The organism is Thioclava nitratireducens (assembly GCF_001940525.2).
In the GTDB taxonomy this organism is placed as follows: Bacteria; Pseudomonadota; Alphaproteobacteria; order Rhodobacterales; family Rhodobacteraceae; genus Thioclava; species Thioclava nitratireducens.
Map to the genome: position 1 here is coordinate 3,344,233 of NZ_CP019437.1, position 23,799 is coordinate 3,368,031.

Consider the following 23,799-nt stretch of genomic DNA (forward strand, 5'->3'; position numbering starts at 1 on the left):
GGCGCCATGCTGCGCCCGATCCGCCTTGTCCTGTCCGATCCCGCCCTGCGCCTCGCCGCCGTGCTGCTCGTGCTGTTCGGCGCCCATGCGGCGACGATGGGGCCCTATGTCTCGGCGCTGGCGATCAAGGTGTTCGGCCTGTCGGATCGCGCCTATTCGGGAGTGCTGATGGTCGCCTCGGTGCTGTCGGTCTCGGCCTCGGTCGGACTTGGCATCCTCGCTGATCAGCGCGCGAACCGCCGCGCCATCGCACTTGGCACCTCGGCGATGCTGATCGCGGGCTCTGGGCTGGTGCTGGCGGGCGACAACTGGGTGGTCTTCGTGATCGCCAACGCGCTGATCCTGCCGCTCTCGGCGTCGATCTTCGGGCAGCTTTTCGCGCTGTCCCGTCTGGCGGCCTCGACCCATCCGGCAGAGGACCGACCCGCGATCCTCTCGACCCTGCGGGCACTTTTCGCGCTGCCTTGGGTCGTGGTGCTACCGATCTGGTCGGTGATCTTCGATCAGGGGGCGGAGCTGACCTCGATCTACCCGGTGACGCTGACCCTCGGGGCCACGATCCTCGCGCTGACCTTCCTCTTCTGGCCGCGTGACGGGGCGACGCGCTGGCCCGACCCGAAATCCGGGCTGAGCTTCCGGCAATCCTTACGCGAGATGGCGAACCTGCCGATCCTTGCCCGCGTCGTGGCGCTTGGCACGATCAACGGGGCGGTGATGCTCTATCTCGTGGTGATGGGCTTGGTGTTCGAGGCGACGCCGGGCCGTGGGGCCGCCGATACCGCGCTCTATGCTGGCCTGATGGCGGGGCTGGAAGTGCCCTTCATGCTGGCGCTGCCGCTTGTTCTGGGACGGATCGAGCGGACGACGATGATCTGGGCGGGAGCCGCGCTTTACGCGACCCATCTGGGACTGATCCCGGTGCTGGCTGCAACGCCCTATGTCTGGTTTCTCGCCCTGCCCGGCGCGATCGGCGGCGCGGTCGTTCTAACCCAACCGATGGCCTATCTGCAGGACCTGCTGTCGAACCGGCCCGGCGCAGGAGCCTCGCTGATGGCGCTGCAAAAGCTGGCAGGCGATGGATTCTCCGCGGCAATCTTTGCCATCGGCACGGCTATTGCGGGTTATGAGCTGGCCGCGGCGGCAGGTGCGCTTCTGGGCGTTGCAGGCGCGGGCGCGCTTTGGGCGATGGACCGGCGCGCGGCAAGGTCCTGACCCCTTAGAAGGCCGGAACCTGCACGCGGTCCAGAAGGCTGCGTCCGCCGTCGACATTGATGATCTGCCCGGTGACGAAGCTCGCCCCCGAGGACGCCAGATACTGCACCGTCTCGGCCAGTTCCGACGGCGGTGCGATCCGGCCCAGCGGCGTGCCTTCGCAGATCGCCTCGCGCCAGTCGTCGTTTTCCTTCAGCGCATCCTGCAGCGAACGGCTCATCACCGAGGCGAAGCTGACACCGTTTACCCTAATCCGCTTCGGCGCGAGCGCCACGGCGAGCGAGCGGATCGCCTGATCTTGCGCAGCGCAGGCGATCGAATAGGCCATCAGTTCGGGCTGGGTGCGGTTCGAGGCCAGCGTCGAGACATTGATGATCGAGCCGATCTCACCCTCGGTGCGACCCTCTTCCTCGGCCTGCTTGATCATCCGCTTCGCGGTCATCTGGCTGACCCGCAAAGCCGATTTCATGTTCTGCGACAGCATCGAGTCGAGTACGTCCACCGACGGTTCGAGCGGGTCGCAGGGCGCGAAGGTGCGCGCGCAATTCACCAGAATGTCGATCCGGTCGAACGCGTCCACCGTGGCCGAGAGCAGGTTCTTCACCGCCAGCTTCTCGCACAGGTCGCCCGAGAAATAGCGCACCGGCCCTTCGGTCTTGGCGGTGTCGCCCAGTTCGGCGGCAAGCTTTTCTTCATCGATATCGGCGAACATCACCTGCGCGCCGCGATCGACGAAATGGCGCGCGATGGCCTGACCGATACCGTGGGCTGCGCCCGTGACGATGACGGTCTTGCCGGAAACAGAAAGGGACATTGGGTGTCTCCTCGTGGATGTTGAGGCAGGTTAGGCGAGCTTAGCGCCGCTTGCGAGGGGCAAGGGTACGTTTCGGCTCGGCTGTGGCGCGCATGCCCGCAGATTTCCCCGGGGTCTTTCCGGCCGGGATCGGCTTGGCTGCGCGGATGATACGAAAACGGGTGGAGGGGCCGCTGGGCGGCGTGATCTCTTCGATCTCGTGGAACGCGGTGGCGAGCGCGTCGGCATAGGGCAAATGGCGGTTCGCCACCATCCAGAGCGTGCCCGACAGCGACAGCATACCACGCGCAGCCTGAATGAAGGCCAGCCCCAGCGCCGGGTCTGCGCCGCGTGCAGCCCCGTGGAAGGGCGGGTTCATCACGACGGCAGTGTAGCGCTCTTCCGGCGCATGCCGCGTGGCATCCGCCCAAAGGAACTGTGCGCGCGGATCGGAAATGTTGCGTTTCGCGCAGTCCAGCGCGACCGCATCCGATTCCACCAGATCGAGACGCTCGACGCCCTTACGTGCAAGGATCTGCGCCGAGAGCCAGCCCCAGCCGGCGCCGAGATCGGCTACCTTCGCTGGCAGCGTCTCGGGCAGGCATTCGGCCAGAAGCGCTGAACCCTCGTCCACCGCATCCGCGGAAAACACACCCGGACGGGTCACGAAACCTTCGACAGGATGGATATCCTGCGCCGCCCAGTCGCTCAGCAGATCTGGGTCTGCCGCGAACCATGCGATCTTGCCATGGGCCTTCGCGATCGGCGCGGACAGGTCCACCCGTCCCCGCAATTCCTTGAGCAGCGAGTCGATCCCTTCGGTCTTCACCCCGTCGACATAGATCGGCCCGCCAGGAGCCACACGCTGGCACGCATCGGCGATCAGGGCGCGGGCCTCCGCCTTGCCGCGGGGCGCGAAGATGATCGCGGCGGCATAGCTGCCCTCGGCAGTCGGCGAGACGCGGAGGCCGCGCTGTGCGAGAACGTCATGATCGGGTTTCTCGGGCTGGATCGCGACGAGGCGATCAACCGGCAGGCCGCCAAGGTCCAGCGTGCCCACGGGCGAGAACAGCGCAATGTCTCCCTCGGGCGGAAGCGCCTCGGGCATCTCGAGAGCGAGCGAAAGTCGCGGATGGCTCATGCAGGGAACCCTCTGAAAGAAACGAGCCCGCCAGATAGGCGGGCGCGACTGAATTTGCAAGGAACCGCTTTGGCGGCGTTTATTCCTTCTCCATCGTGCATTGTAGCGGGTGCTGGTGGCGGCGCGCGAAATCCATCACCTGCGCCACCTTCGTCTCGGCCACCTCGAAAGAGAAGACGCCGACCACAGCGAGGCCCTTCTTGTGCACGGTCAGCATAATCTCGAACGCCTGTGCGTGGTTGAGACCGAAGAACCGCTCGAGGATATGCACGACGAATTCCATCGGCGTGTAATCGTCGTTGAGCAGCATCACCTTGTACATCGGCGGGCGCTGCGTCTTCGGCCGCGTCTTGGTCGCGAGGGACGCATCGTTATCGCTGTCGTCCTGGTCGTCGTCGGACATCATGTAAAGAGGCTCGGTCAAGGGCGCTCCGGCATCAGGATTCGTTGAGGGGCTCTGGCGGAATATAGGGTCTTCGTGACATATGAAAAGTCCCTCAACACCTCCAGCGAGAAAGGCGGGACGATGCAGCTGACGGCGATTGGCTTCGATGCGGATGACACGCTTTGGCACAACGAGCGTTTCTTCAAACTCACGCAGAGGCGCTTCACCGAATTGCTGCGCGAGCACGCCGAACCCGATCATCTGGCCGAGCGGCTGATCGCGGCGGAACGTCGCAACATCACGCATTATGGCTTTGGCGTCAAAGGCTTCACCCTGTCGATGATCGAAACCGCCATCGAGGTGAGCGAGGGTCGCGTGCCCGCCACGATCCTGTCGGAGATCCTCGCCGCCGGGCGCGAGATGCTCTCGCATCCGATCGAGTTGCTGCCGCACGCGCGCGAGACGATCGAGGCGCTGTCGGACGACTACCGCATCCTGCTGGTGACGAAGGGCGACCTGATTGACCAGGAGCGAAAGCTGGCGCAGTCGGGCCTCGGCGATCTGTTCGACGCGGTCGAGGTCGTCTCGGACAAGAAGCCCGCGGTCTATGCCGAGATTTTCGCGCGCCACGCCGAAGGCGCGGAGCATGGGCTGATGGCGGGGAATTCGCTGAAATCCGACGTGATCCCGATGATCGAGGCAGGCGGCTGGGGCGTGCATGTGCCCCATGAATTGACATGGGCCTTCGAGCATGCGGAGGCTCCGTCAGCGCATCCGCGCTTCGCGGAATTGCCGGACCTCGGCGCGCTGCCGGACCTGATCGCAAAAATCACGAATTGAGCCCTGCTTTGCGTGGCGTCACGCTCCGCCAGCCTCACGCTTTCGTGCGCCTCCGGCACCACAGATAGGCGAATTTCCGCAAAGACCCCACCATATGTTGTGCTATTGCATGAATGTCGCAGTGAAAGTGCTTGAAAATAGGGAGTTTTCAGCCTGAGAGAGCCGTGCTACGCTTCTCGCTAATATAAACCCCGGAAACCGGCCGAAGATCGGTACCACTACAAGGGGTCAAATTGAGGCAGTGAAATAGGTGAAGCCGTGACCACGCTGATGCGCTGGGTCCGTGATGGGCTATTCGTAATCCTTCTGACACTCATTGCGCCGATCGCTGCGCAGGCCGCCCCTTACGCGGCGATGGTCATGGACATGCGATCGGGCGAAGTTCTCTACTCCAAAAACGCCGATACGCCACTGCATCCGGCCTCTCTGACGAAGATGATGACGCTCTACATCACCTTCCAGGCTATTGAGCATGGCGAGTTCAGTCTCGACTCGATCGTTACCGTCACCAAGCACGCCGCCAGCCAACCGCCCTCGCGACTCGGCCTGCGCCCCGGCCAGAAGATCGCCGTGCGCTACCTGATCCGCGCCGCCGCAATCAAATCGGCCAATGACGCCGCCGCAGCTCTCGGCGATTACATCGGCGGCTCGGAGGAAGGCTTCGCCGCGCGGATGAACCGCACCGCCCGGCAGCTGGGCATGAAGAACACCCATTTCGTCAACGCCAACGGCCTGACCCGCAAGGGCCACCTGTCCTCGGCGCATGACATGACGATCATGGGCCGCCACCTGTTCTTCGACTTCCCGCAATACTACAACATCTTCTCGCGCCGCTCGGCGGATGCGAAAGTGCGCACCGTCTATTCGACGAACCGCAAGTTCCTCGCTGCCTACAAGGGCGCGGACGGGATCAAGACCGGCTACACCTCGGCCTCGGGCTTCAACCTGACCGCCTCCGCGAAGCGTGGCGAAAAGCGCATCATCGCGACCGTCTTCGGCGGCACTTCGACCGCGCAGCGCAACGCGAAAATGGCCGATCTGCTGGATCTGGGCTTCAAGCGCGCGCCGACCCACGCGCGCACGATCCGCCCTGCGATCCCGCAATACATCGCGCCTGCGCAATCGCCGATGCTGATGGTGAATCTCGCGCCGAAGAAGAGCCCGCGTCCCGATATCCGTCCGACCGTGCCCAATGCGGATAGCGATGCAATCTCGACCGCGCTCGCCGCTGCGGTGCAGGCCGATCAGGTGGACGAAGTGACCGATATCCCCGAGGACGTGGCCGAAGGCGCTCAGGACGGCGTGGCAGACGCGGAGGACGTGGTCGTCGCCGATGCCGGCACGCTCGGGATCGGCGCGGAGATCACCGCAAGCCCCCGCCCGCAGCGCAACCCGCGCGACATCCAGATCGCGGACGTGACCAAGTCGCTGCCCGCCGAAGTGACCAAGGCCACGCCGCTGGCGCAGGCACAGGCGCATGACGCCGCTGTCGCTGCAGACAAGGCGGGCCAGGACGGCACCGAAAAGCCGAGCGACGTGCAGCTAGCCTCCTACGATCCCGGCGCATCGGACGGTCCGAAATTCGTTCAGTCCACCAAACCGCAGCCCGAGACGGTCGAGCTGGCCGAGGCGCATACGCTCGACCTCGACGGAAACGGCAAGGCCAACGGCGCCAAGGCCCCGTCCAGCTTCGTGCAGTCGACGGATCCGCAGCCCGAGACCGCGCAGATGGCCGCAGCTCCCGAGAAGCGCAAGAGCGAGATCATCCTCGCCGCGCTCACCCCGCCGGCCCCCGGCCCGGCGCAGAAACCGCGCGTGGTAGCGCGCGTGTCCAGCTCGGGCGGGCGCAACTGGGGCGTCAGCCTCGGGCTGTTCGGTTCGCGCTTCGCGGCGGAGCGTCACATGCTGACCACCGCGCTGATGGAAAGCGACACGCTGGGCGAGGCGCTGCGCAAGGTCGCGACGCGCAAGACCGGATACGAGGCGAATTTCGTGGGAATGACCCAGGACATGGCGCAACTGGCCTGTGCAAGGCTCGAAGCACGCGCTATGGACTGCAAAGTGGTCGGTCCCTGAGATTCTTCCTCCCTCGGGGACAAAGAGAGAAAGCCGCGCCTGGTCAGCGCGGCTTTTTCTTATCCGGGGCCTCATGCGGTCCGCCGCGTGGAGCGCCACGGGGGAGCCTCCGGCGGGGATATTTGAACCAAGGCGAAGGGGGCGCAAGTCTGTCGGGATCGCCCCTGGCCTTCTCCGAGCCCTTCGGGCACTCAATCCTGCTTCGGGCGGTCGTCGAACTCGTCGGACAGGATGCGCTCGGCATCGCCTTTCGGGTCGTCATACTGATTGGTCTTGAGCGACCAGAAAAACGCCCCGAGGCCAATCCCGCCGAGCAGTAGGGAAATCGGAATCGAATAGAGAAGAACCTCCATGCGGGGCTCCTTTCAGCGCAGGCGTAGTGAGTTGAGCGACACCGTGATCGAACTGGCCGACATGGCGAGCGCCGCCATCAGCGGCGTCGCAAGCCCGGTCAGCGCGAGCGGCACGGCGAAGATATTGTAGACGATGGAGATGCCGAAGTTCTGCTTGATCCGGCGACGCGCGCGCACCGAGATCGAGGCGGCGTCGGAAACCGGCGCGAGGTCCTTGCCCAGCAGCACGATATCCGAAGCCGTCCGCGCCGCGTCGAGCGCGGAGGCAGGCGAGACCGAGACATGGGCCGCGGCCAGCGCGGCTGTGTCGTTCAGCCCATCGCCCACCATCAGCACGCGGTGGCCCTGTTGGGTGAGATCGTTTACCAGCTGCGCTTTCTCGGCAGGCAAGGCGCCGGCGCGGTAGGCCTCGATCCCGAGGCGCGCGGCGAGATCGCTCACCGCCCCTTCGACATCGCCCGAGACCAGCCAGACTTGCTTGCCCTGCGCCTTCAGACCGGCCACGGCCTCTTCGGCGCCGGTGCGCAGCGTGTCGGCGAAGCGGATCGAGATCGGGGTCGCATCGCCGATCTTGAGATGGGTCGCGGTGGTCGTGCCGTCCTCGGCACCGATCCAGTTCGCACGGCCGAGCCGCACGCGCTGCCCCTGCCAGACGCCCTCGACGCCGTAGCCCGGAACTTCGCGCAGATCGCTCAGTGTGGCGGGAACGCCCCCTGCCCTGCCGCGGCCTCGTGCAGCGCGCGGGCGAGCGGGTGGCTCGACCCTTCGGCCAGCGCCATCGCGACAGAGAGCGCGTCGGGCGACAGATCGGAGAGGTTCTGCGGACGCGGCGCGCCCATGGTCAGCGTACCGGTCTTGTCGAAGACGACCGTGTCGATCTCGGCCAAACGCTCCAGCGCAGTGCCGTCCTTGATCAGCAGCCCCTTGCGGAACAGCTTGCCCGATGCGGCGGTCACCACCGCAGGCACGGCGAGCCCCAGCGCACAGGGGCAGGTGATGATCAGCACGGCAGCGGCAATATTCACCGCCAGACGGAAGTCACCGCCGGTGATCCACGCCCAGGCGCAGAAGGCGGTGAAGGACAGGATATGCACGATCGGCGCATAGGCTCGCGCTGCCCGTTCGGCGAGCGAGGTGTATTTGGTCTTCGCACTCTCGGCCATCGCGACGAGATCTGCCATGCGGTGCAGCGAGCTGTCGCGCCCGGCTGCCGTCACGCGCAGGGTCAGCGGCCCGGTCAGGTTCACCTCGCCAGCGGAGAGCACCATGCCGGGCAGCACCTGAACTGGAAGGCTTTCACCCGTCAGGAGCGAGCGGTCGCTCTCGGATTGGCCGTCGGTCACTTCGCCATCGGCAGGGATGCGGCCACCGGGGCGCACCCGGATCAGGTCGCCCACAGCCAGTTCGCCCACGGGCACGATGACTTCCTCTCCGTCGCGCAGAACGGTCGCGCGCGGCACTTCCAGCGCGGCCAGTTCCTCGGCCGCCGAACGGGCCACGGCCCGCGTGCGGTAATCGAGATAGCGCCCTACGAGCAGGAAGAAGGTGAGCATCGTCGCCGCTTCGAAATAGGCATGCGCGCCGGAATGCATCGTCTCGAACAACGAAATCCCGAGCGCGAGCAGGATCGCGAGCGAGATCGGCACATCCATTCCCAGACGCCCGCCGCGCAGGGAAGACCAGGCATTGGCGAAGAACGGCTGGCCCGCGAAGATCGTGGTGGGCAGCGCAATCGCCGCCGAAATCCAGTGGAAGAGGTCGCGCGTCGAATCCTCGGCCCCCGACCAGACCGCGATCGAGAGCATCATGATGTTCATCATCGCGAAACCCGACACGCCGATCCGCATCAGCAGGTCGCGCCCGCGCTTGTCGGCCTCGGTCGCAGACAGCATGCCGGGATCAAGCTCGTGCGCCTCATAGCCGATCTTGTCGAGCGCCGCGATCAGCCCCGCCGGTTCGACATCGCCCGCCGCATCGACGGAGGCGCGCTTCAGCGTCAGGTTGACCCGGGCCGACTTCACGCCCGGCTGTTTCATCAACTCGCGCTCGACATCGGTGATGCAGACCGCGCAATGCGCCGTGGGAAGCGAGAGCATGATCCGCGCGCCCTTGACGTCACCCGATTTCGCCATCTGCTCGGCCGAGGGGGCCGCGATGCAGGCGGGACAGGCCGAGGCCGAGACGCGCTCGTCTTCGAACGGTTCGTTGCGTGTGGGCGAAGCGGGCGACACCGACATCGGTTCAGCCTTTCACGAAGAGGTCAATCCGCTGACGGAACTCCGTGCCGTCTGCGGCTTTCGCGTCGAGATGCACCAGCCAGACGCCCGGAGCAAGGTCGACCTTGGAGGTGAAGATGCCACCGACATAGTCGAAATCGGGGGTCATGTCCTCGCGGACATGGGTCGTCCGCCCGACCAGCGCCTTGAACTCGGCCACCCGCGCGGGCAACCCATTCTCGTCGCGGATGACGAAGCTGAGCTTGCCGTCGGAATAGTCCGGCGACACAGTCCAGCCAAGCGCATCCTGCGCGCGTTTTTCTTCGTTGAAGGACTGCGAGGCGACATAGGAATTGTCGACCTCGAGGCCGGGAAACGTGCTGATCGCCTGCCACGCCATGACAAAGTTGACCGCGATGATCACCCCGAAGGAGCCCACCGCGATCATCAGCACTTTTCTTCCGGTCAGCGGTTTCGCCATCTCGGTCATTGTACCCTTCCGTTGAATACGGTCGTTTCCGACACGCGGTCAGTATTGGTCATGTCCTCGATCCACATCGTCAGCTCGGTGCGCTCGCTGGTGGCGATGGACGAACCGGGATCGGCGACAATATAGACCCTTTGGGTCATGGTTTCATCCGCGGGCACCGTCACGGTGGTCCCGTCCTGGCCTTCGAGCAACACGCTCAGCGTGCTCTGGTCGGCCGGATCGGGCGCCTTGACGGAGACCTTGAACTCGGTCGCCTCGCCCGCCTTGTTGCGCAGCCGCAGCGTGTAGATGTTCCGGATCGCGCCCGACGGTTCCACCACGAAGAGCGGATCGCGGTTCGGGGTCACGTTGAAATCGATGGGCGAGCGCATGAACAGCGCGACCACGAGGCCGACCCCGATCAGCGACCACATCGCGAAATAGAGGATGGTGCGCGGGCGCAGGATGTGCTTCCAGACGTTGACGACCGGGTTGCCAGAACGCTCGTTCGCTTCGTCCTTCAGGGCCATGTAGCCGATCAGGCCGCGAGGTTTGCCGATCTTGTCCATGACCTCGTTGCAGGCGTCGATGCACAACCCGCAGGTGATGCATTCGAGCTGTTGGCCATCGCGGATATCGATGCCCATCGGGCAGACGTTGAAACAAGCCATGCAGTCGATGCAATCGCCCTGCGTCGGGTCGTGCTGACCCTTCTTGAGCTTGCCGCGCGGCTCGCCCCGCCATTCGCGATAGGCGATCGTGATCGTGTCTTCGTCCATCATCGCGGCCTGAATGCGCGGCCACGGACAGGCGTAGATGCAAATCTGTTCGCGCGCGAAGCCGCCGAAAGCGAAGGTCGTGAGCGTTGCCACCGCGATCGTCGTGTAAGCGATCGGCGAGGCGCTGCCGGTGAACAGATCGTGCAGCAGCGTCGGCGCATCGGTGAAATAGAACACCCAGGCCCCGCCCGTCGCGACACCAATCAGAAGCCAGAGCACCCATTTGGTGATCCGCTTGCGGACCTTCTCGGCGTTCCATTTCTGGCGCAGCAGGCGGATACGTGCGTTGCGGTCGCCCTCGACCCAGCGCTCGACGAGGATGAACAGATCGGTCCAGACGGTCTGCGGGCAGGCATAGCCGCACCAGACGCGCCCCAGCGCCGAGGTGAACAGGAACAGCCCCAGACCGGCCATGATCAGCAGACCCGCGACGAAGTAGAATTCATGCGGCCAGATTTCGATCATGAAGAAGAAGAAGCGACGGTTCGCGAGGTCCAGAAGCACCGCTTGATCGGGCAGCTCCGGCCCACGATCCCAGCGAATCCACGGCGTGATGTAATAGATGCCGAGCATCACCGCCATCAACACCCATTTCAAGTTGCGGAACTGGCCATGCACACGGCGCGGGAAAATCGGCTCGCGGGCGGCGTAGAGCGGCGGGGGATCGACTGGTTCGGTGGAGCTCACGACTCTCTCCGTTCATAAATCATTCTGCGTCAACGGTTCTTCTGGTATGACACAGTCGTGAAGACTTTGACCTGCGTCAAAAAGACAGGTCTCCCATACAGGAAATCGTCACTGGTTGGTGTTTTCACTCGTCATCGGCATATGCTGCCTGCTTGAAAAGCCACGACATCAGGTGGCGTTGCGCCGGTCGCCTCACGCCCGGTCGCGTTCCCGTGTAATAGCGCTTTTGCGCGCTGTCTTCAAACGGAAGCCGCACCGCCCGACCGCGACATTTCGTTCGCCCCGGACCAACGCGGTCGCACCCCCGCCGGCCTCCCCGGTCCGCCACCCAGCGCTTCGCGCAGAAGGATCCCGGGCATCGCGGCGAGGTCACAACGGCGTGCAACGGCTGGCACGGCGCTTGTTTTGCCCGGGAACGCCCCCCAACTTAGGCAGCAGGTAACCCTCGACAGACGAGAGGGCCCGCGAAGGGGCCCTCTGGAATTGGGCACCGGCACCCCCAGGAAACGCGCGAACAGGACGGGGTGCCGGTGCGGCCCGCCAGACCGAAGCCCCGCGGGATCTCTCTTGTTTTCGACCGTTACTGGCCGCCGCCCAAGCTGTGAACGTAGGCCGCGACGGCGCGGATATCCGCTTCCGAGAGACGCTCGTTCCAGTTCGGCATCACGCCGAAGCGGGCATTGGTGACCGTGTAGGTCAGCGTGTCGACGTCACCGCCATAGAGCCAGACGGCATCGGTGAGGTTCGGCGCACCCATGGTGTTGTCGCCTTTGCCATTCTCACCGTGACAGGCTGCGCAGTTATCCGCGAAGATCGTCTCGCCTTCCGCAGCCATCGCCGCGTCATGCTCCTGGTCCGAAATCTTGCGGACATATTGTACGACCTGGTCGATCTGCTCGGGCTCGAGAAGACCATCTTTCCCGAAGGCCGGCATTTGCGAGAACCGCGCCTCGCCTTCCGGGTCCGTCTCGTTGCGGATGCCATGGGTGACGGTGAAATGGATGTCCTCCATCGTGCCGCCCCACAGCCATGCGCTGTCGAGAAGGTTCGGATAGCCGTGCTTCGGGTTGCCGCCCGCGCCCGCACCGTGACATTGCGCGCACCAGGTGCGGAACACCGCAGCGCCCGCGTTCTGGGTGTAGTTCTTCAGCTCGGGATCGTTCGAAATCTCGTTGAGATCGACCGAGACGAGCTTCTCCTGGATCGGCTTGTTCGCCGCGGCGACCTTGTCGATCTCGGCCTGCACGTTCGCGCGGGTCGAGGAGCCCAGAATCCCCGGCGTCGCGCCGGATTTGAAGATCGGCCATGCGGGCATCGCGATCGAGTAACCGATCCCCCAGATGACGCAGGCATAGAAGGTCCACAGCCACCATTTGGGCAGCGGGTTGTTGTATTCCTCGATGCCGTCCCACGAGTGTCCCGTGGTCTCGACCTCGTGCTTTTGCTTGCTTGGTCTCTTGCTCATGTTTTCCACGCCTCCTTACAACGTGGCGCCGTCAGTCCTTGGAGGACCGGCTCTCGCCGGCCTCCGAGGCATTGGCGGGTTTGTCTTCGTACCGGAAGGGAATCTCGGACGTATCTTCGTAGGTCTTGCGCGCGCCGGGCCGGAAGACCCAGACGACGACGGCCAGGAAGAAGACGAACATGAAGATCAGAAACCAGCTGTCCGCGAATTCCCTGAAGATATGATAGTCCATTGATCAGCCCCCCTTACCGGCTGGCCACGGGTTCGAAGGTCGAGAAGTCGACCATGGTGCCGAGCACCTGCAGATAGGCCACCAGCGCGTCCATCTCGGAAATGCCCGGGCGACCGTCGAAGTTGCGGACGTTCACCGCGTTAGGATAGCGCTCCAGCAGACCGTCGGTGTCGCTGTTCGGATCGGCCTGGGCCGCGAAGTCCGCCTTGGCGTTCTCGATCATGTCCGACGTGTAGGGCACACCCACCATCGCATCGGTCGCGATCCGCTCGTCGATATGCTTGGAATCGACCATGCGATTGAGCAGGAAGCCGTATTTCGGCATCACCGATTCTGGCACGACCGACTGCGGGTTGGTCAGGTGATCCACATGCCAGGCGTCCGAGTAGCGGCCGCCGACGCGGGCGAGGTCAGGCCCCGTCCGCTTGGAGCCCCACTGGAACGGGTGGTCGTATTGCGACTCCGCTGCCAGCGAGTAATGGCCGTAACGCTCCACTTCGTCGCGCATCGGGCGGATCATCTGCGAGTGGCAGACATAGCAGCCCTCACGGATGTAGATGTCGCGCCCGGTAAGCTCCAGCGGGGTGTAGGGACGCATGCCGTCCACGTCCTCGATGGTGTTTTCGAGGTAGAAGAGCGGCGCGATCTCCACGATGCCGCCGATCGTGACGACCAGGAAGGCAAAGATCAGCAGGAGCGTGGCGTTCTTTTCAAGGACGCCGTGTTTGTCGAGAAGTCCCATTGATCTCCTCCTTATTCAGCCGGCACGGCGGCAACCGAACGCGATTCCACGCGCGGCTGACGAGCGACGGTCATCCACAGATTGTAAGCCATGATGATGCCACCCGTGAGGTAGAGCACACCACCCAGACCACGGACCACGAACATCGGATGCATGGCGGCCACGGTGTCGGCGAAGGCGTTCACGAGGAAGCCCTGGCTGTCCGTTTCGCGCCACATCAGGCCCTGCATGATCCCGGCGACCCACATCGACGCGGCATAGAGCACGATCCCGATGGTGGAGAGCCAGAAGTGCCAGCTGACCAGTTTCAGCGAGTAGAGCCCTTCACGCGCCCACAGACGCGGCACGAGGAAGTAGAGCGTGCCGAAGGTGATCATGCCGTTCCAGCCGAGCGCGCCCGAGTGCACGTGACCGATCGTCCAGTCGGTGTAGTGCGACAGCGAGTTCACCGCCTTGATCGACATCATCGGGCCTTCGAAGGTCGACATGCCGTAGAAGCCGACCGACACCACCATCATTCGGATGATCGGATCGGTGCGCAGCTTGTCCCATGCGCCCGAGAGCGTCATCAGACCGTTGATCATGCCACCCCAGGAAGGCATCCACAGGATCACCGAGAAGGTCATGCCCAGCGTCGAGGCCCAGTCGGGCAGCGCCGTGTAGTGGAGGTGGTGCGGACCGGCCCAGATGTACAGGAAGATCAGCGCCCAGAAGTGCACGATCGACAGCTTGTAGGAATAGACCGGACGTTCAGCCTGCTTCGGGACGAAGTAATACATCATGCCGAGGAAGCCCGCGGTCAGGAAGAAGCCCACCGCATTGTGGCCGTACCACCACTGCGTCATCGCGTCCTGCACGCCCGAGAAGACCTGCACCGACTTCGATCCGAAGAGCGAGACCGGGATCGACAGGTTGTTCACGATATGCAGCATCGCGATGGTCACGATGAAGGACAGGTAGAACCAGTTGGCGACGTAGATATGGGGTTCCTTGCGCTTGAAGATCGTGCCGAGGAAGACAACCAGATAGGCGACCCAGACGATCGTCAGCCAGATATCGACATACCATTCCGGCTCGGCATATTCCTTCGACTGCGTTGCGCCGAGGATGTAGCCGGACGCGGCGAGCACGATGAACAGGTTATAGCCCCAGAACACGAACCAGCCCAGCGCGTTGCCGCCGAACAGCCGCGCTGCCGAGGTGCGCTGCACCACGTAGAACGACGATGCGATCAGCGCGTTGCCACCGAAAGCGAAGATCACCGCCGAGGTGTGCAGCGGGCGCAGCTTGCCGAAGTTCAGGTAGCCTTGCGCCCATTCGAAGTTGAGCGCCGGATAGGCCAGCTGGAAAGCGATGATGACGGCGACCAGGAAGCCCACGACACCCCAGAAGGTCGTCGCGATAACCCCGGCGCGAACCACGCCGTCGAAATACTCGTTGTGAGCCACCGGCTGGCGGCTCCCCATGGTGCGAAGCACCCAGATGAACGCGATTGCCGCGGCCAGCATGACCTCGACAGCATTCACCTGATAGGCAAGATCGCGCGCGTAGCCGGCCGCAATGGCGGCCAGAACCGCCACAAGACCAAGCGCGATCAGCTTGATATAATCCCACATTTTGTGCGTCCCTTCGTCTGGTCTGCCCCTGCGGCACCCTCTTGAACCGAGAATCCTCCTGGGCCTGACTGGAGTCCTTGTGGTCCGAGGGTATGCACGATGCCTTGATCTGCATCAAATGCTCGCGATCAAACTGCGCCATTCGGTCGCAGTTCTGTGATCTGACAATCACGTCTCTTGATCCGAGTCAAAGTGCGGCCGATCTCTTCGGGTTAGGCTTTGGTCTCACATACTTAATCGCTTATGGCGCAAGGACAGGACCCATGGCTTACAAGACACTTCTCACGATCGTCACGGATCCCAAGGCGGCCGCGACACAAATCGACACGGCCGTGGCCGTCGCACGACGGCGCGACGCCCACCTAGACGTGCTCTGCCTCGGTGTGGATCGCACGCAGACCGGATATTACTACGCGGGGGCGACCGCCTTCGTACAACAGGAAACGATGGATCGCGCGCAAGACGACGCACGCAACGCGGAAGCCGCGGTGCGCGCGCGCCTCGAAGCCGAAGACATTCGCTGGGGCGTCGATGCGGTCGTCTCGCAAATCGGGGCGATGGCTACCGTCGTCGGGCAGCGCGCCCGCTTTGCCGATCTGGTCGTGATGGGCCGCCCCTATGGCGAGGGCCGCGGCCCGGAGATCGAGGCCGCAGTCGAAGCCGCGCTCTTCGAGGGCCAGGTTCCGGTCGCGATCGTACCCGACGGGTATAACGGCGACATGCCTGCCAAGCGCGTCGTGATCGCGTGGAACCAGTCGCACGAAGCGATGCGCGCCGTGCGGGCCGCCCTGCCCGTCCTGAAATCCGCCGATCTGGTCGACATCACCGTGATCGACCCGCCCGCGCATGGGCCCGAGCGCTCGGATCCGGGCGGCCAACTCAGCCAGATGCTCTCGCGTCACGGCGTCCACGCCGAGGTGTCGGTGCTCGCCAAGACGATGCCGCGCGTTTCGGACGTGCTCAACCGCCATATCAGCGACAGCGACGCCGATGCGGTGGTGATGGGGGCTTACGGCCATTCGCGATTCCGCGAAGCGATCCTGGGCGGCGCGACGCGCCACATGCTCGAGATGGCCGAGGTTCCGGTGATCATGGCGCATTGAGCGCGCCGCCTTTCAAGACTGTCGACGGCGCCTCTCGGGGCGCCGTTTTTCGTCACTCGGGACCGATCCCGACGCCCTTCCCGTTGCCCGCGCGGCGTCGGACATGCTTTCGCGGATGTCGTGGAACAGACCCGAGCATTGCGCCATTCTCTGCAATACGGTTGGCAACACTCGGGCCCGGGGCGACAACGAGAAAGACACAAGTAAACGGGATACGCATAACCCTTCCCCGCTGCAGCCTCCTTCCGTTTACCTTACGACAATGTCCAAACCGCGACGGAACGCGTGCGAAATAACGACCTTCTCGCGACATCTGTGTCCGGCGCGGAACTCCGGCCGCGCTGGCGGGTTGGCTGGCTGACGAAAGACCGGAGCCCCCAATGACCCGCCATATTCTTCCCACCCTTCTCGCCAGCCTCGCCCTGCTGTCTGCCTGTCAGGAGATGACGCCGAAACAGGACGGGACGATGCCGAAGACACTGCCGGAGGGGATGGTCGGACGCTGGGGGCTGACAAAGGCCGATTGCGACGCCTCACGCGATGACAACAAAGGCCTGATGGTGGTGAAGCCGGACAGCCTGAAATTCTACGAGTCGCAAGCCAAGCTCGCTGAGATCGACAGCGCGACCGATCGCGTGGTTCGGGCCACGTGGAATTTCACCGGCGAAGGGCAGAAATGGCAGCGCGATATCGTGCTCACCCTGTCGAGCACCGGCATCTACCTATCGCGTCAGGATATCTCGCAGGGCGGAATGAAGCCACTCACCTATCGGCAGTGCGTATCCCCCTGACCGGACGTATGCTCAGATAAGGAAACCGCCGTCGCTGTCATCGCCCGCCTCAAGCAGCAGCCGATCCATGTCCGGCACGGTGACGTGGCGCTTACCCTGCAGCTCGATCACCCCGTCGCGTTTCAGCGCGGACATCTGACGACTTACCGTCTCTAGCGTGAGGCCAAGGTAATCGGCCATCGCTTCGCGCGTCAGCGGCAGATCGAACACCATCTGCCGGGCGCTGGGGCTCATGTTGATCGAGGCATCACGCCGCGCCACGATCGACAGGAGCGAGGCGATCTTCTCGCGCGCGGTCTTGCGGCCCAGCAGCAGCATCCATTCGCGCGCGGCGTCCAGTTCGTCGAGCGTCATCTGCAACAGGCGCTGCGCGATATGGGGCGTGCGCTCCATCATTTCCTCGAAGGGCTTGCGGCGGAAACAGCACATCAGGATGTCGGTCGTCGCGGTCACGTTATACGCAGCACGGGTGCGCCCGGGGCGCCCCACGAAATCCGAGGGCAGCAACAGACCCACCATCTGCGTACGCCCGTCTTCGAGCGTTTGCGTCAGCGTCGCGATCCCTGAGACGACCGAGGCCACGAAATCCATCTGGTCGCCCGCCCAGATGATCGTCTGCCCCGCTTCGAAGCTTCGGTAATATTTGATCTTCTCAAGCTGCTCGAGCTCCTCCGCGTCACATCGCGCACAGACCGCGCGATGTTGGATCGGGCAGTCTCCGCATGCGAGCGAAGCAGGCTGAACGTCATCATGTGCCATATGGATATTGCTTGATCTGGGTCAAATTCTGTCGCGCGTGTTACCTCTAAAGATACGCGCATGGAACAGGAATCGCAACTTACCCGACTCGGACTCTTCGACGCACGGGTGCCCCGCTATACGAGCTACCCCACCGCCCCCCATTTCGCGGGCGATGTCGGCCCCATGGAATTCGCGCATTGGATCGAGGCGATCCCCGAAGGCGCGTCGATTTCGCTCTACATGCACGTGCCGTTTTGTCGTCGGCTCTGCTGGTTCTGCGCCTGCCGCACGCAAGGCACGCAAAGCGAGGAACCGGTCCGCGCCTATGCCGAGACGCTGCTGGCCGAGCTGCGCCTCTTCAAGGAGCGTTTGGCGCCCGGCGTCACGCTGTCGCGTCTGCATTGGGGCGGCGGCACGCCGACGCTGATGCCCCCCGACATGATGCGCCGCCTCGCCGATGCGGTCTTCGACGTGGTACCGATGGGCGAAGGCGCGGAATTCTCGGTCGAGATCGACCCCAACGAAATCGACGCCGCCCGCCTCGACGCGCTCGCCGAGTCGGGTATGAACCGCGCCTCGATCGGGGTGCAGGATTTCGACCCGCAGATTCAGGGCGTGATCGGGCGCGACCAGAGCTATGAGGCAACCAAAGCTGCGGTCGACATGATTCGCGAACGCGATGTCGCGAGCCTCAACGCCGATATCCTCTACGGCCTGCCTTACCAGACACCGACGAAAATCGCGGCCTCGGTGCAAAAGCTGCTGTCGCTCGGACCCGATCGCGTGGCGCTCTACGGCTACGCGCATGTGCCGTGGATGGCGCGCCGCCAAACGATGATCCCATCAGACCATCTGCCCACCCCGCAAGAGCGCCTGAAGCTGTTCGAGGTGGCGCGCGAGTTGTTCGTGGCCGATGGTTATGACGAGATCGGAATCGACCATTTCGCGCTGCCGACCGACGGGCTCTCGACCGCCCAGAAGGGAGGTCAGTTGCGGCGCAATTTCCAAGGCTATACCGACGATCAGGCCGAGGCGCTGGTCGGGCTCGGAGCGTCCTCGATCTCGCGCTTCCCGCAAGGCTATGCACAGAACGCGCCAGCTACTTCAGCCCATACAGCTGCGATCCGGGCGGATCGCTTCTCGACCTCGCGCGGGCACCGCTTCACTGCGGATGACAAGATGCGCGCGCGGCTGATCGAGGCGTTGATGTGCGATTTCGAAGTGAAAGCGGCAGAGCTGGTGCGGGATTACGGCGCCGATCCGAAGGAACTCGCCGCAATGTTCGCCGCCTGCGCGGAGCATTTCGGCGACATGGTTCAGGTGAACGCGGACGGGCTGCGCATTCCGGCGAAGGCGCGCCCGCTCACCCGCATGATCGCGCGCCATTTCGATGCTTACGATCTGTCGAAAGCCGGGCATAGTTCGGCGATCTGATCGCCGGGGAAGAGGGACGAGGGAGGGGTCGCCGCGCGCGGCCCCTTTTCCTTTGGCCGGCGGTCATCCGGCCACGCGTCCGCCGCGTATCGAATTGCATGAAGATGCGCCGCAAATCCGACCTGCCGACAAAGCTCTGCGCCAGCTGTGGCCGCCCCTTCGCGTGGCGCAAAAAGTGGGCCCGTGACTGGGAGAGCGTGCGCTACTGTTCCGATCGCTGCCGCCGCTCGGCAAAGGCCGCACTGGCGAGGGGGGACATTCGCGGCGGTTGATTTTACATACCGTATGGTATATTAATTCTATATGAGCGTTACTCCAGCCCCCGCGCGCCGCGGCCGCCCGCGCCGCAAGCCCGAGGATCAGGACGCCCGCAAGGCGCTGATCCAGGCAGGGCTCGCCCAATTGACCGAGCGCGGCTACGCAAGCGTCGCTCTCGAAGAGATCACCGCCGCTGCCGGTGTCACAAAGGGCAGCTTCTACCACTACTTCCCGACGAAAGCGGCTTTTGGCGCGGCGCTCATCGACGCCTATGACGCCTATTTCGAAGACAAGCTCCGCCGCGCCTTCAACCGCACGGACATCACCCCACTCGCCCGGCTCACCGCCTTCACCGAAGAAGCGGAGGCGGGCATGGCGCGGTTCGACTTCCGCCGCGGCTGCCTGATCGGCAATCTCGGTCAGGAGATGGGCAGCCTGCCCGAAGAGTTCCGCAGCCGCCTGATCGCGGTGTTCGAGCGCTGGCAAAACCTTACCGTATCCTGCCTGCGTGACGCGCAAATGGCGGGCGAAATCGGCGCCGATCACGACCCCGAAGCACTCGCAGAACTGTTCTGGACCGGCTGGGAAGGCGCGGTTCTGCGCACGAAACTTCAACGCAACCCCGAGCCGCTGCGCCGTTTCACCGACGGCTTCCTGCGGCTCGCCCGAAGCTGAAAGGATACCCCATGGTCAAAGCCATCCTGATCGAGAAACCCGAAGAGACTCAGAGCGCCGCGCTCAAGGATATCGACCTGCCCGATCTGGCAGAGGGCGAGGTGGCGGTCGACGTCGCCTACTCGACGATGAACTACAAGGACGCACTGGCGATCACCGGTGCAGGCCCCGTGGTGCGCAGCTTCCCGATGGTGCCGGGCATCGACTGCTCCGGCATCGTCGCGACCAGCAAGCATCCCGATTTCGCCAAGGGCGACCGGGTAGTGCTCAACGGCTGGGGCGTGGGCGAGAAACACTGGGGCGGGCTGGCAGAGCGCGCCCATCTGAAAGGCGAGTGGCTGGTGAAACTGCCCGACGGCATCTCGTTGCGTCAGGCAATGGCGATCGGCACTGCGGGCTACACGGCGATGCTCTGCGTGATGGCGCTCGAGGCGCATGGCGTGACGCCCGAGAGCGGCGAGATCGTCGTGACCGGAGCGACCGGCGGCGTGGGTAGCGTCGCGATCGCTCTTCTGGGCAAGCTCGGCTATAAAGTGGCTGCCGTTACCGGGCGCCCGGAAGAGGAAGACTACCTCAAGCGCCTCGGCGCATCGTCGATCGTTCCGCGCGAGGACGTTTCTGGCAAGCCGCGCCCGCTGAACAAGGAACGCTGGGCCGGTGCGGTCGACGTGGTCGGCGGTGAGGTGTTGGCCAATGTTCTGTCGATGATGGCCTATCGCGGCACCGTCGCCGCCTGTGGTCTCGCGGGTTCGATGAACCTGCCGACCTCGGTCGCGCCCTTCATCCTGCGCGGCGTGACGCTCGCAGGCGTCGACAGCGTGATGTGCCCGATCGAGGATCGCGTCGAAGCATGGCGTCGTCTGGCTGCCGATCTCGACATGGAGAAGCTCGCCGCGATGGAGATGGAAGTCGCCCTGGACGAAGTGATTGCAACCGCGCCGAAATTCCTCGATGGAAAGGTTCGCGGGCGGATCGTCGTTCCGGTCGCACCTGACCTCGGCTGACTACGGTAAGAAATGCTATCCTTCCTGATCCTCGCGCTCGCCGGTCTCGCGGCGGGCGCTTTGAATGCGGTCGCGGGCGGCGGGACGTTCCTGTCCTTCCCCGCGCTTGTCTGGACCGGCGTACCGCCGATCACCGCCAATGCCACCGCGACGCTGGCGGCCCTGCCCGGCTATCTGTCGAGTGCCTGGGCCTTCCGCCACGAGCTGCGCCACAAGGGGCCGATGGCGCTGCGCACGATCCTGATCGCCGCCGTCGCGGGCGGGTTCCTCGGCGCGCTCCTGCTGCTGATCACGCCCGAAAAACTGTTCGCCGGCGTGGTGCCGTGGCTTCTGCTGCTGGCGACCGCGGCGTTTGCCTTCGGGCCGATGCTGCTGAAGGCGCTGCAACGCTCTGGCCGCACGATGGGCGCCGTGTCCGCCTTCGCCCTGCTACTCGCGGTGACGATCTACGGCGGCTATTTCAACGGCGGGCTCGGCATCATGCTGCTCGCCGCGCTCGGCCTGATTGGCTTCACCGATCTGCATGCGATGAACGGCCTGAAGAACCTCGTCTCGGCCGTGCTGTCGCTGGTCTCGGTCGTGACCTACGCGGTGGCCGGGCTGATCGACTGGCAGGCGGTTCTGGTGCTGGGCATCGCGAGCGCCGTCGGCGGCTACCTGGGCGCGCATCTGTCAAAGCGGATCACCAATATGGCGCTGCTGCGCGGCTTCATCATTGCGGTCGGGCTGGTGATGGCGGCGGTTTTCTTCGTACGCGGCTAACCCAGCCAGAGCGCCGAGCCGAACATCTTGCGCAACAGTCCCGTCTGACCGCTGACCCCGGCGCGGGCATAGATCTGCTTTGAGGTCGAGCGCGCGGTCTCCAGCGTCCAGCCAAGCCGCTCGGCCGCCTCGCGCAGGCTCGCCCCATCGCATAGAAGCGCCGCGAGCCGCGCCTCGGACCGGTTGAGATCTAGCGCCCCCGCGACACGCGCGACCGGCAGCGCCTCAGCCAGCGGCATGGCGCGCAGATGTCCGATCAGTGCAGGACTGCCCCGCCATCGCCCCGGCGCGAGCCGGAGCACGCCCTGCCCCTCGGGGCCAAGCGGGATCGGCCGGACGACCTCCCCGCCTTCCCCGAGTTTCGCGAGGCTCTGCCGAAAGCGCAGCGCGGCGTCGGGGTCGGCGAATTCCGGGCGCGCGCCGATGCGCAGCCGCAGCCAACCTCCCGCATCGAATTCCGCCGCTACGCGCGGATCGAATTCCAGCACCGTACCCGCGGGCGTCAGGACCAACCACCCCGCGCCGAGCGCCGCCGTGGCCTCGGCATCGCGCGCGGCTCGCGCCCGCTCGCCGCCCAGCGCCTCGCGTATCATCACCGCCTGCCCCAGATGCGGCGCGAGCGTCGAGAGGGCCAACGCCTCCGCCGCGCGGAAATCCCGGTTCGAGCGCGCGATCATCAGCACCACGCGCCCCGCCCCCCCTGCCGCGACCTTCAGCGCCCGGAGCGGTTCGGGCCACGCCACTTCACCCGGCAGGTCGATCTGCGAATAGACACGATCCAGTCGCATCGGGTGGAGTCGCGCGGCGTCCGGCAAGGCGATCCTGCCGACCTGCCAGCCCGCGCCCTCCCCCTCGGGTGCGAGAATCTGCACCGCCGCACCCTCGGCATGGGCGACCGAACAGAGCCGCTCGAGAAAGCGCACCCAGCCAGCCTTTCCCGCCTCGCTCGCCGCGGCGAAGAGCGCGTTGATCAACAGTGTGTTCTCGGACTGCCCCAACATAAGCCGTATTTACCCCCCATTTGGGGGGTTATCCAGCAAAACCCGCCGCCTATATCTCGGAAAACCGCGATCAGACAGAGACCTCCCGCATGAACAAGACCCTGACTCACCTGCAGCGGCTCGAAGCCGAAAGCATTCACATCCTGCGCGAAGTCGTGGCCGAAGCCGACAATCCGGTCATGCTCTATTCGGTCGGCAAGGACAGCGCGGTGATGCTGCATCTCGCGAAGAAGGCCTTCTACCCGTCGCCGCCGCCCTTCCCGCTGATGCATGTCGACACGACGTGGAAATTCCAGGCGATGTACAACCTGCGCGACAAGGCCGCGAAGGATGCGGGGATGGAGCTGATCGTGCACCAGAACCCCGAGGCGAAGGCCAAGGGGATCAACCCGTTCGATCACGGCTCGCTGCATACCGACATGTGGAAGACCGAAGGTCTGAAACAGGCTCTGGACAAGCACGGCTTCGACGTGGCCTTCGGCGGCGCGCGCCGCGACGAGGAGAAATCCCGCGCGAAGGAACGCGTGTTCTCGTTCCGCTCGGCCAATCATCGCTGGGATCCGAAGAACCAGCGTCCCGAGCTCTGGCGCCTCTACAACGCCAAGAAAGCGAAGGGCGAGAGCGTCCGCGTCTTCCCGATCTCGAACTGGACCGAGCTGGACATCTGGCAATATATTCACCTCGAAGGGATCGAGATCGTCCCGCTCTATTTCTCGGCCCCGCGCCCGACAGTCGAGCGCGACGGGCTGATCCTGATGGTGGACGACGACCGCTTCCCGCTGCGCGACGGCGAGGAGCCGGTGATGCGCTCGGTCCGCTTCCGCACTCTGGGCTGCTACCCGCTGACCGGCGCCGTCGAGAGCGAGGCGCAGACCCTTCCGGAAGTCATTCAGGAAATGCTGCTGACCACCACCTCCGAGCGTCAGGGCCGCGCGATCGACCACGATCAGAGCGCCTCGATGGAGAAGAAAAAGCAGGAAGGCTATTTCTGAGCCCTCCCCTCCCGAGCCGCACGCGCGCCTTC

The 23,799-nt window shown here is 64.5% G+C and carries 23 protein-coding genes and 1 pseudogene; 11 read left to right on the forward strand and 13 right to left on the reverse strand.

The features are described 5' to 3' along the window. Positions 1–6: 6 nt before the first annotated feature. A complete protein-coding gene (locus tag BMG03_RS15965) occupies positions 7–1,212 on the forward strand; it encodes an MFS transporter (protein ID WP_075774167.1) in 1,206 nt (401 codons plus the stop codon). Positions 1,213–1,216: 4 nt separating this feature from the next. On the opposite strand, the gene BMG03_RS15970 is transcribed toward BMG03_RS15965, so the two are convergent. From BMG03_RS15970 to clpS, 3 genes are all read right to left on the reverse strand, one after another. After that, on the reverse strand, positions 1,217–2,026 hold the full coding sequence (locus BMG03_RS15970; RefSeq protein WP_075774166.1) for an SDR family NAD(P)-dependent oxidoreductase: 810 nt from the start codon (positions 2,024–2,026) through the stop codon (positions 1,217–1,219). 40 nt (positions 2,027–2,066) lie between these two features. Continuing rightward, positions 2,067–3,146: a class I SAM-dependent methyltransferase gene (locus tag BMG03_RS15975; RefSeq protein ID WP_075774165.1), complete on the reverse strand. Its 1,080-nt coding sequence runs from the start codon at positions 3,144–3,146 to the stop codon at positions 2,067–2,069. Positions 3,147–3,225: 79 nt separating this feature from the next. Further along, a complete protein-coding gene (gene clpS / locus BMG03_RS15980; protein WP_088722630.1) occupies positions 3,226–3,552 on the reverse strand; it encodes an ATP-dependent Clp protease adapter ClpS in 327 nt (108 codons plus the stop codon). 120 nt (positions 3,553–3,672) lie between these two features. Here clpS and BMG03_RS15985 point away from each other — a divergent pair, with 120 nt between their 5' ends. Both BMG03_RS15985 and BMG03_RS15990 read left to right on the forward strand, forming a co-directional pair. Next, positions 3,673–4,371: an HAD family hydrolase gene (locus BMG03_RS15985; protein WP_075774164.1), complete on the forward strand. Its 699-nt coding sequence runs from the start codon at positions 3,673–3,675 to the stop codon at positions 4,369–4,371. A 270-nt stretch (positions 4,372–4,641) separates the two neighbouring features. Continuing rightward, positions 4,642–6,447 (forward strand): D-alanyl-D-alanine carboxypeptidase family protein, encoded by a 1,806-nt coding sequence (locus tag BMG03_RS15990; RefSeq protein ID WP_075774337.1) that lies wholly within the window; start codon positions 4,642–4,644, stop codon positions 6,445–6,447. 191 nt (positions 6,448–6,638) lie between these two features. On the opposite strand, the gene ccoS is transcribed toward BMG03_RS15990, so the two are convergent. From ccoS to ccoN, 8 genes and pseudogenes are all read right to left on the reverse strand, one after another. Next, complete coding sequence (gene ccoS / locus BMG03_RS15995) at positions 6,639–6,800, reverse strand: cbb3-type cytochrome oxidase assembly protein CcoS (protein WP_075774163.1); 162 nt, start codon at positions 6,798–6,800, stop codon at positions 6,639–6,641. Positions 6,801–6,812: 12 nt separating this feature from the next. After that, positions 6,813–9,037 (reverse strand): annotated as a pseudogene (locus tag BMG03_RS16000) (cation-translocating P-type ATPase). Positions 9,038–9,041: 4 nt separating this feature from the next. Further along, the gene (locus BMG03_RS16005; protein ID WP_075774161.1) at positions 9,042–9,506 is read right to left on the reverse strand and encodes a FixH family protein; all 465 of its coding nucleotides are present in this window, start codon (positions 9,504–9,506) and stop codon (positions 9,042–9,044) included. Next, positions 9,503–10,951: a cytochrome c oxidase accessory protein CcoG gene (gene ccoG, locus BMG03_RS16010; protein WP_075774160.1), complete on the reverse strand. Its 1,449-nt coding sequence runs from the start codon at positions 10,949–10,951 to the stop codon at positions 9,503–9,505. The genes BMG03_RS16005 and ccoG overlap by 4 nt, the downstream gene beginning before the upstream one ends. Before the next feature lie 580 nt (positions 10,952–11,531). After that, positions 11,532–12,416 carry a cytochrome-c oxidase, cbb3-type subunit III gene (gene ccoP / locus BMG03_RS16015; protein WP_075774159.1) on the reverse strand — a complete coding sequence of 295 codons (885 nt, stop codon included), beginning with the start codon at positions 12,414–12,416 and terminating at the stop codon, positions 11,532–11,534. Positions 12,417–12,447: 31 nt separating this feature from the next. Next, positions 12,448–12,648: a cbb3-type cytochrome oxidase subunit 3 gene (locus BMG03_RS16020; RefSeq protein WP_075774158.1), complete on the reverse strand. Its 201-nt coding sequence runs from the start codon at positions 12,646–12,648 to the stop codon at positions 12,448–12,450. Between the two features lie 13 nt (positions 12,649–12,661). After that, positions 12,662–13,390 carry a cytochrome-c oxidase, cbb3-type subunit II gene (ccoO, locus tag BMG03_RS16025; RefSeq protein WP_075774157.1) on the reverse strand — a complete coding sequence of 243 codons (729 nt, stop codon included), beginning with the start codon at positions 13,388–13,390 and terminating at the stop codon, positions 12,662–12,664. A gap of 11 nt (positions 13,391–13,401) precedes the next feature. Continuing rightward, positions 13,402–15,006, reverse strand: coding sequence for a cytochrome-c oxidase, cbb3-type subunit I (gene ccoN, locus BMG03_RS16030; protein WP_075774156.1), 1,605 nt, complete (start codon positions 15,004–15,006; stop codon positions 13,402–13,404). A gap of 263 nt (positions 15,007–15,269) precedes the next feature. Between ccoN and BMG03_RS16035 the strand changes: the two genes are divergently transcribed. Together BMG03_RS16035 and BMG03_RS16040 are read left to right on the forward strand one after the other, a co-directional pair. Continuing rightward, positions 15,270–16,109 (forward strand): universal stress protein, encoded by an 840-nt coding sequence (locus tag BMG03_RS16035; protein WP_075774155.1) that lies wholly within the window; start codon positions 15,270–15,272, stop codon positions 16,107–16,109. Positions 16,110–16,489: 380 nt separating this feature from the next. Further along, positions 16,490–16,900 carry a hypothetical protein gene (locus BMG03_RS16040; RefSeq protein WP_075774154.1) on the forward strand — a complete coding sequence of 137 codons (411 nt, stop codon included), beginning with the start codon at positions 16,490–16,492 and terminating at the stop codon, positions 16,898–16,900. A 12-nt stretch (positions 16,901–16,912) separates the two neighbouring features. On the opposite strand, the gene fnrL is transcribed toward BMG03_RS16040, so the two are convergent. Then, positions 16,913–17,659, reverse strand: a complete 747-nt coding sequence (gene fnrL / locus BMG03_RS16045; protein WP_075774153.1) for a transcriptional regulator FnrL — start codon at positions 17,657–17,659, stop codon at positions 16,913–16,915. Between the two features lie 60 nt (positions 17,660–17,719). Between fnrL and hemN the strand changes: the two genes are divergently transcribed. The 5 genes from hemN (at position 17,720) to BMG03_RS16070 (ending at position 21,774) form a co-directional block, all read left to right on the forward strand. Then, a complete protein-coding gene (gene hemN, locus BMG03_RS16050) occupies positions 17,720–19,075 on the forward strand; it encodes an oxygen-independent coproporphyrinogen III oxidase (protein WP_075774152.1) in 1,356 nt (451 codons plus the stop codon). A 98-nt stretch (positions 19,076–19,173) separates the two neighbouring features. Continuing rightward, the gene (locus tag BMG03_RS16055; protein WP_206184202.1) at positions 19,174–19,347 is read left to right on the forward strand and encodes a DUF2256 domain-containing protein; all 174 of its coding nucleotides are present in this window, start codon (positions 19,174–19,176) and stop codon (positions 19,345–19,347) included. A gap of 31 nt (positions 19,348–19,378) precedes the next feature. Beyond that, on the forward strand, positions 19,379–20,008 hold the full coding sequence (gene acuR, locus BMG03_RS16060; RefSeq protein WP_075774151.1) for an acrylate utilization transcriptional regulator AcuR: 630 nt from the start codon (positions 19,379–19,381) through the stop codon (positions 20,006–20,008). Between the two features lie 11 nt (positions 20,009–20,019). Next, positions 20,020–21,012 carry an acrylyl-CoA reductase (NADPH) gene (gene acuI / locus BMG03_RS16065; RefSeq protein ID WP_075774150.1) on the forward strand — a complete coding sequence of 331 codons (993 nt, stop codon included), beginning with the start codon at positions 20,020–20,022 and terminating at the stop codon, positions 21,010–21,012. Between the two features lie 12 nt (positions 21,013–21,024). After that, on the forward strand, positions 21,025–21,774 hold the full coding sequence (locus tag BMG03_RS16070) for a sulfite exporter TauE/SafE family protein (RefSeq protein ID WP_075774149.1): 750 nt from the start codon (positions 21,025–21,027) through the stop codon (positions 21,772–21,774). Here BMG03_RS16070 and BMG03_RS16075 read toward each other — a convergent pair. Then, complete coding sequence (locus BMG03_RS16075) at positions 21,771–22,748, reverse strand: helix-turn-helix transcriptional regulator (protein ID WP_077701297.1); 978 nt, start codon at positions 22,746–22,748, stop codon at positions 21,771–21,773. The genes BMG03_RS16070 and BMG03_RS16075 overlap by 4 nt on opposite strands. Positions 22,749–22,828: 80 nt before the next feature. Here BMG03_RS16075 and cysD point away from each other — a divergent pair, with 80 nt between their 5' ends. Beyond that, a complete protein-coding gene (gene cysD / locus BMG03_RS16080) occupies positions 22,829–23,767 on the forward strand; it encodes a sulfate adenylyltransferase subunit CysD (protein WP_075774335.1) in 939 nt (312 codons plus the stop codon). Positions 23,768–23,799: the final 32 nt, after the last annotated feature.

Excerpts from the sequence above, each read along its gene's own strand:
- BMG03_RS15965 (WP_075774167.1), top strand. The coding sequence starts at position 7 with ATGCTGCGCCCGATCCGCCTTGTCCTGTCCGATCCCGCCCTGCGCCTC.
- BMG03_RS15970 (WP_075774166.1), bottom strand. The coding sequence starts at position 2,026 with ATGTCCCTTTCTGTTTCCGGCAAGACCGTCATCGTCACGGGCGCAGCC.
- BMG03_RS15975 (WP_075774165.1), bottom strand. The coding sequence starts at position 3,146 with ATGAGCCATCCGCGACTTTCGCTCGCTCTCGAGATGCCCGAGGCGCTT.
- clpS (WP_088722630.1), bottom strand. The coding sequence starts at position 3,552 with ATGATGTCCGACGACGACCAGGACGACAGCGATAACGATGCGTCCCTC.
- BMG03_RS15985 (WP_075774164.1), top strand. The coding sequence starts at position 3,673 with ATGCAGCTGACGGCGATTGGCTTCGATGCGGATGACACGCTTTGGCAC.
- BMG03_RS15990 (WP_075774337.1), top strand. The coding sequence starts at position 4,642 with ATGCGCTGGGTCCGTGATGGGCTATTCGTAATCCTTCTGACACTCATT.
- ccoS (WP_075774163.1), bottom strand. The coding sequence starts at position 6,800 with ATGGAGGTTCTTCTCTATTCGATTCCGATTTCCCTACTGCTCGGCGGG.
- BMG03_RS16005 (WP_075774161.1), bottom strand. The coding sequence starts at position 9,506 with ATGACCGAGATGGCGAAACCGCTGACCGGAAGAAAAGTGCTGATGATC.
- ccoP (WP_075774159.1), bottom strand. The coding sequence starts at position 12,416 with ATGAGCAAGAGACCAAGCAAGCAAAAGCACGAGGTCGAGACCACGGGA.
- BMG03_RS16020 (WP_075774158.1), bottom strand. The coding sequence starts at position 12,648 with ATGGACTATCATATCTTCAGGGAATTCGCGGACAGCTGGTTTCTGATC.
- ccoO (WP_075774157.1), bottom strand. The coding sequence starts at position 13,390 with ATGGGACTTCTCGACAAACACGGCGTCCTTGAAAAGAACGCCACGCTC.
- ccoN (WP_075774156.1), bottom strand. The coding sequence starts at position 15,006 with ATGTGGGATTATATCAAGCTGATCGCGCTTGGTCTTGTGGCGGTTCTG.
- BMG03_RS16035 (WP_075774155.1), top strand. The coding sequence starts at position 15,270 with ATGGCTTACAAGACACTTCTCACGATCGTCACGGATCCCAAGGCGGCC.
- BMG03_RS16040 (WP_075774154.1), top strand. The coding sequence starts at position 16,490 with ATGACCCGCCATATTCTTCCCACCCTTCTCGCCAGCCTCGCCCTGCTG.
- fnrL (WP_075774153.1), bottom strand. The coding sequence starts at position 17,659 with ATGGCACATGATGACGTTCAGCCTGCTTCGCTCGCATGCGGAGACTGC.
- hemN (WP_075774152.1), top strand. The coding sequence starts at position 17,720 with ATGGAACAGGAATCGCAACTTACCCGACTCGGACTCTTCGACGCACGG.
- BMG03_RS16055 (WP_206184202.1), top strand. The coding sequence starts at position 19,174 with ATGAAGATGCGCCGCAAATCCGACCTGCCGACAAAGCTCTGCGCCAGC.
- acuR (WP_075774151.1), top strand. The coding sequence starts at position 19,379 with ATGAGCGTTACTCCAGCCCCCGCGCGCCGCGGCCGCCCGCGCCGCAAG.
- acuI (WP_075774150.1), top strand. The coding sequence starts at position 20,020 with ATGGTCAAAGCCATCCTGATCGAGAAACCCGAAGAGACTCAGAGCGCC.
- BMG03_RS16070 (WP_075774149.1), top strand. The coding sequence starts at position 21,025 with ATGCTATCCTTCCTGATCCTCGCGCTCGCCGGTCTCGCGGCGGGCGCT.